The sequence below is a fragment of the Streptomyces phytophilus genome, assembly GCF_013870535.1.
Lineage (GTDB): Bacteria > Actinomycetota > Actinomycetes > Streptomycetales > Streptomycetaceae > Streptomyces > Streptomyces phytophilus.
The window spans coordinates 1-5,462 of the sequence record NZ_JACBXC010000322.1 but is presented as its reverse complement, the minus strand read 5'-3'; the positions used below and the strand labels follow the sequence as shown (position 1 = coordinate 5,462).

Annotated in this window: 3 protein-coding genes and 1 pseudogene; 2 read left to right on the top strand and 2 right to left on the bottom strand. The window is 71.9% G+C overall.

Going from position 1 to position 5,462, the window contains the following annotated elements:
- Window positions 1–7: 7 nt before the first annotated feature.
- Window positions 8–1,138 carry a M14 family metallopeptidase gene (locus H5J30_RS15985; RefSeq protein WP_309505545.1) on the bottom strand — a complete coding sequence of 377 codons (1,131 nt, stop codon included), beginning with the start codon at window positions 1,136–1,138 and terminating at the stop codon, window positions 8–10.
- A 429-nt stretch (window positions 1,139–1,567) separates the two neighbouring features.
- Here H5J30_RS15985 and H5J30_RS15980 point away from each other — a divergent pair, with 429 nt between their 5' ends.
- Window positions 1,568–2,860, top strand: a complete 1,293-nt coding sequence (locus H5J30_RS15980; RefSeq protein WP_181788107.1) for an Nramp family divalent metal transporter — start codon at window positions 1,568–1,570, stop codon at window positions 2,858–2,860.
- Window positions 2,861–2,995: 135 nt separating this feature from the next.
- Here the strand turns inward: H5J30_RS15980 and H5J30_RS15975 are convergent, their stop codons facing one another.
- On the bottom strand, window positions 2,996–4,714 hold the full coding sequence (locus tag H5J30_RS15975) for a chitinase (protein WP_181788106.1): 1,719 nt from the start codon (window positions 4,712–4,714) through the stop codon (window positions 2,996–2,998).
- A 337-nt stretch (window positions 4,715–5,051) separates the two neighbouring features.
- On the opposite strand from H5J30_RS15975, the pseudogene H5J30_RS15970 reads away from it, so the two are divergent.
- Window positions 5,052–5,462, top strand: a pseudogene (locus H5J30_RS15970) (hypothetical protein); the annotation flags it as partial.

Here is a 5,462-nt window from a genome sequence, read left to right as displayed (position 1 = left end):
GCCGGCGTCAGCCGCAGTACTCGCCCTCCTTGCCGATCGAGCGGTACATGCAGTCGGCGTTCTCCAGCAGTTGCAGCACCGCGTCCCGGTTGCGGCTGGTCTCCCGCTCGATGACCTCGTCGGGCGGGTAGAACCCGCCGCCGCCCGCCGAGCGCGGGTACATCTCGAACGTGTAGCTGAAGACCTTCTGGTCGCCCCAGAGGTAGTCGTTGATGGACCCGTCCGTGATGTACAGGTCGCTCGACTGCTGCGGCGTGTAGCCGTTGCTCGCGGCCATCTTCTCCCCGACCGCGGCGAACGCGTCGCGGTCGTCCTGCGTCAGCCCCGGGCCGGTGTCGTCGTACGTGTACCCGTACGGCCACAGCACCAGCTCGCTGTACGTGTGGAAGTCGATCCCCGCGGTGAGCTGCTGCTCGCCGCCCACGACCCGGCTGCGCGCGAAGTCGGCGACGACCTTGACCTCCTTGGCCGACTCGCCGGCGCTGCCGCGGTAGGTGTCGCTCGACGGGCTGGAGGAGGAGCCGCCGCAGCAGCCCCAGCGGTAGTCCCAGTTGCGGTTGAGGTCCGTGCCGACCGCGCTGGAGCCGGAGTTCGGCTGGCGGTTCTTGCGCCAGCTGCGGTACGCGCCGGTGGCGATGTCGTACTCGCCGCCGTCCGGGTTCAGGTCCGGCACGATCCAGATCTCCCGGCCGTCGACGACGTCGGTGATCCGCTGGTCGCTGCCGTAGCCGTCGGCGAACTCGCCCAGCAGGTACAGCGCCATCTCGACGGTCAGGTGCTCGCGGGCGTGCTGGTGGTGGGTGAAGAGGACCTCGGGCTCGTCCTCGTCGGCGCTCACGTTGTCGCTGACCTTGACGGCGACGATGTCGCGGCCCTCGTACGAGGTGCCGATGACCTGCTTGCTGACGAGGTCCGGCTTCTCCGCGATGATCCGGTCGATCTCCGCGGTCATCTCCGCGTAGTTGTGGTAACCGGAGTCGGCCGGCGGGAAGTCGAGCGCCGCGGGGGGCTCGTCCGCGAGCCGGGCGGGCGGGGCCGGGAGCTGCTTGAGCCGGTAGCCCAGCGCGCGCAGCTGCCGGGCCTGGGCGCCGTCGGCGGAGACGACCACGGAGTGGTCGCGCGCCTCGTCGACGGACACGCCGGTGGCGGCGAGGCGGGTACGGGCCTCGCGGCCGGTCTGACCCGCGACTTCGTACTGGCGGATCTCCTCGCTCTGCTGGGCCTGCGCGGCGAGCGCCCGGCTCCGCCGGCCCGTCGGGGGGTTCGGCGCCGGCGGCGCTGAGGGCGCCGGCGGCGGCGAGGGAGAGCACCGCGGTCAGGGTCACCGACCGAATGCGTAGTCGCATGCCTGCTCCTGGATGTGGAGGGTGTGGGGTGGTGCATGGCGACGTCGTGTCGTGTGGGGCTGTGGTGCGGGTCAATGGTTCTGAACCTGGCGTGGTCAGGTCAAGAGGCCCCCCGGCCGTCCGCAGGTGTGTTCCGTTGCGTACGCCCTCTTGTGCGGCCGTCCGCGGATCCCTTTCAATGCCGGAGATCACAGGGGGGACGAGCTGCGAAGGAGCCGCTCATGGCTGACCGCACCGAGCCCGCGTCCGCACCGCCGGAGATGAGAAAGGCCAGGTGGCGCCACATCGGGCCGGGGATCGTCGTCGCCGCCACCGGCGTGGGCGCCGGGGACCTGGTGGCCACGCTGCTCGCCGGCAGCAAGTTCGGCTACACCCTGCTCTGGGCCGCCGTCATAGGCTGCGTCGTCAAGGTCGCCCTCGCCGAGGCCGTCGGCCGCTGGCATCTGGCCACCGGCCGCACCCTGTTCGAGGGCTGGCGCACCCTCGGCGCCTGGACCTCCGTCTACTTCGCCATCTACGTCGTCATCTGGGGCTTCGTCTACGGCGCCACCGCCATGTCGTCGTCCGCGCTGCCGCTCGTCGCGCTCTTCCCCGACGGGCCGGACCTGAAGACCTGGGGCATCCTCACCGGCCTGGCGGGCCTGGCCTTCGTCTGGTTCAACCGCTACGCGGTCTTCGAGAAGGTCATGACCGTCCTGGTCGGCGTCATGTTCGTGGTCGTCGTCTACGTCGCGATCCGCGTCTCCCCGAACGCCGGGGACGCCTTCGCCGGGCTGTGGCCCACGCTGCCGGACGGCTCGCTGCTCTACACCCTGGGCCTGATCGGCGGCGTCGGCGGCACGATCACCATGGCCGCGTACGGCTACTGGGTCAACGCCAAGGGCTGGACGGACATCGGCTGGCTGAAGGTCATGCGGCTGGACAACCGGGTCGCGTACATCACCACCGGCCTCTTCGTCGTCGCGATGCTGCTCGTCGGCGCGGAGCTGCTGCACTCCACGAACCTCTCGCTGGAGTCCGGCGACAAGGGCCTGGTCGACCTCGGCGACATCCTGGAGGAGCGGTACGGCGCGGCCACCGCGAACCTCTTCCTCGTCGGCTTCTTCGCCACCTCGTTCACCTCGCTCATCGGCGTCTGGCACGGCGTCAGCCTGCTCTTCGCGGACTTCGTGGAGAACGTGCGCGGCGGGCGCGGCGCCGGCGACGGCAGCGCGAAGGAGGTCGCCGCGGGCAGCCGCGAGCGGTCGCTGCCGTTCCGCGCGTACCTGCTGTGGCTGACGTTCCCGCCGATGACGCTGCTCTGGCTCGACGAGCCGTTCGCCATCGTCATCACGTACGGCGTGCTCGGCGCGTTCTTCATGCCGTTCCTCGCCCTGACGCTGGTGTGGCTGCTCAACACCGACCGCACCCCGCGGCAGTGGCGCAACGGCGCGCTCAGCAACTCCCTGCTGACCGTCTCCGGGATGCTCTTCATCGTGCTGTGCGTGCAGCAGATCAGGGACCTGCCCTGGTAGCGGGGCCGGGTGCCCGGACAGGAGCCGGATAGGAACCGGAGAGGAAAGGGCCCGCCCGCCCGGTTGCGCGGGCGGGCGGGCCGGGGCCGTCGGCGCGGCCGGCAGTGCGGGAGGCGGCCGGCCGCGGACGGCCGGTCAGGGCAGGGCGTGCACGTGCGGCCCCACGGCGCCGGACCAGGCGTTGCCCGCGGTGGCGTCCCAGTTGGTCGACCAGGTCATCGCGCCGCGCAGGTCGGGGTACGTCCGCGGCGGCTTGAACGAGCCGCAGTTCGTCCCGCGGGCGAGGCAGTCGAGCGCGGCGTTGACGACGGACGGCGCGGTGTAGCCGCCGCCCGCGGCGCGGGTGGACGCCGGCAGGCCGAGGCCCACCTGCGAGGGCGCGAGCCCGCCTTCGAGCTGGATGCAGGCCAGGGCGGTGAGGAAGTTGATCGTGCCCTGGGCGTACACGCCGCCGTCGCAGCCGAGCATCGTCCCGCTGTTGTAGTACTGCATGTTGACGACGGTGAGGATGTCCTTGATGTTGAGCGCCGTCTTGAAGTACTCGCCGGCGGTCGACTGCATGTCGATGGTCTGCGGTGCCATCGTGATGACGAGGCCGGGGCCCGCCTTCTGCGACAGCTGGCGCAGCGCCTGCGTCATGTAGGTGGAGTTGACGCCGTTCTCCAGGTCGATGTCCACCCCGTCGAAGCCGTACTCCTGCATGAGCGCGTACAGGCTGTTCGCGAAGTTCGTGGCCGCGGCGGAGGAGTTCACCGAGACCGTGCCCTTCTCGCCGCCGACCGAGATGATCACGGACTTGCCGGCCTGCTGCTTGGCGGCGACGTCCTGCTTGAACTCGGCGACGGTGTAGCCGCCGAGCCCGGCCGAGTCGAGGTTGAAGGTCACCGCGCCGGGCGTGGCGGTCGCGTCGGCGAAGGCGACCGCGATGATGTCGTACTGGCCGCTGACGTCGCGGATCTTCTGCACCGCGGCGCCGTTGTTGAAGTTCTGCCAGTAACCCGTCACCGCGTGCTTCGGCACGCCCGGGCCGCCGCCGCTGTCGGGCGTGGTGGTGCCGGTGACGGCCGCGGTCTTCGGCGACTCGCCGGCGGCGTTGGTCGCGGTCACCTGGAACTGGTACGCGGTCGAGGGCGCCAGCCCGGTGACGGTCGCGGAGGCGCCGCTCGTGCTGAGCACCTTGGTGCCGTCGCGGTAGACGTGGTAGCCGGTCGCGCCGGTGACCGGGGACCAGCCCAGCGAGACGGAGCGGGCGGCCGTGCCGGTGACGGCGAGGCCGGTGGGCGCGGCGGGGATGGTGCCCGGGTCGCCGCCGGGGCCGGTGAGGCTGATGTCGTCGGCGTGGTAGGCGGGCTGGCCGTACCAGCCGTGGGTGTAGACCGTCACCGAGGTGGTGTTCGGCCCGGTGGTGAAGTTCGTCTTGAGCTGACTGTACGAGGACGCACCGGAGGTCCAGGTCGACACGTCGGTGGTGCCGGTGCCGGACGCGCCCAGGTAGACGTACGAGCCCTGCACCCACGCGCTCAGCTCGTACGCGGAGTTGGGCTTGACCGCGACGCTCTGCGTGCAGCGCGCGTAGTCCTGTCCGGCCGGGGCGGCGCGCAGCGCCGCGGTGCCGGAGTGCACGGGAGTGGCGACGGTGGTGCCGGCGGTGCCGGAGCAGGTCCAGCCGCTGAGGCCGGACTCGAAGCCGGGATTCTGGACGAGGTTGGGTTCGGCGCTCGCGGCCAGCGGGGCGCCGAGGAGGGTGGCGATCAGGCCGCCGGCCGCGGCGACGGCGAGCCGCCGGAAGGACCTGCGGACGGTGGGGACGGCGTGGGCCGTGCGGGGCGTGCGGGGTCTGCGTGCTCGGAACACGGGGGCCTCCGTGACGGGGGAGCGCGTGAGGAGCGGGACCGTGCGGGGTAGTGGGTGGCAGGGGACGTACGGGTCAGGGATGGTGGGCTCGGTGCAGGGTGTGCGCCGCACAACTTGGTCCAGACCAATGCGGGTGTCAAGTCTTCCCGTACGACGGCCGCGCGGGGAACGGCTCCGTCCGCCCGGCCCCCGGCCCGCCGCCGCGCACCCCCAACCCTCTTTGCACAAAAGGTGTTTCCGCAGCCCACGTCCCGGTTATGGTGCTCAGAGCGTGTCTGAGACCGGTGGGGGGACGCCCGACGTGCCAACAGCCATCGCAGTCACCAGCCCCGACCTCGTGCTCCCCGCCCCCGGCCGGTACGGGCCGCTCGGCCGGCAGGGCCCGCCCGGCCTCCCGGGACCCGCGGTGATGGCGCTGCGCCACCCGCGGGAACAGCCCCTGGAGGAGGCGCTGGCGGAGGTGTCCGCCGTGCTGGAGCAGCACGGCTTCCTCGTCGTGCTCCACCCCGCCGCCGCGCCCGCCGCCGTCGTCCGCCGGCTGCACACCGTGCGGTCCGTGCTGGAGAGCGACCGGATGGCACTGATCCCGCTGCCGTTACCGCCGCTGGCCGTCGCCGTCATCGCCCGCCAGCTGCTCCAGCTGTCCACCGCCGACCTCGGTGCCGGCGTGCTGGCCACCGCCGCCCGGCTGCTCACGCACTACATCCACGCGGGCGCCGTGCTCGGCAGCGTCGCCAAGCTCGACCGG